2 protein-coding genes are annotated in these 507 nt (G+C 64.5%); both read right to left on the reverse strand.

From position 1 onward, the window contains the following. Nucleotides 1-134: aconitase X (locus tag AC1DY5_RS58330; protein WP_478123139.1), on the reverse strand; the 134-nt coding region annotated here is incomplete at its 3' end. 40 nt (nt 135-174) lie between these two features. Continuing rightward, on the reverse strand, nt 175-507 hold a 333-nt coding region (locus AC1DY5_RS58335; protein ID WP_478123138.1), incomplete at its 5' end, for an aconitase X swivel domain-containing protein.

Below are 507 nucleotides of genomic sequence, written 5' to 3' on the forward strand. Positions count from 1 at the left end.
AGGACGAAGGACAGCGGCACCATCTCCTCGGCGCCGACGGCTTTGCCGAAGTCCAGCAGTTTTTCCAGCGCGAAGCGCCTTGCCTCGCCGTACTTTCCATCCAGCATTTCCTGCTGGTTTCGATCGAGCTTCATATGTTCCTCGTGCGATTAAAGGGGGTTCGTTGAACGGGCCTCAGGACCCGATCGCGGGTTCGTCCGCTTCACTGGTCGCGGGCGTCTGACCAGTGGCGACAGGCGTGGCCGCCGTGCTCCTGCTGGATGACTTGCAAGTGATGGTGACGGTGGCTTCCTTGCCGACTTCGTCGGCGCGGATCTCCACCCAGTCCCCGGTGCGGATCTCCTGGAGGGGGTCGCCGTCGAGGCAGTCCACCGCGGGGATCTCGGCGGCGATGGAGCCCGCGATGTCGATGTCGTGCACGTTGCGGCAGATGATGCCGGTCGGGCCGACCTTGGACACCTGGCACTTGTAGTACAGGCCCACCGAGCCCAGCGTCGTGCCGGACAC

It is taken from the genome of Variovorax sp. P4_D9 (assembly GCF_056401695.1).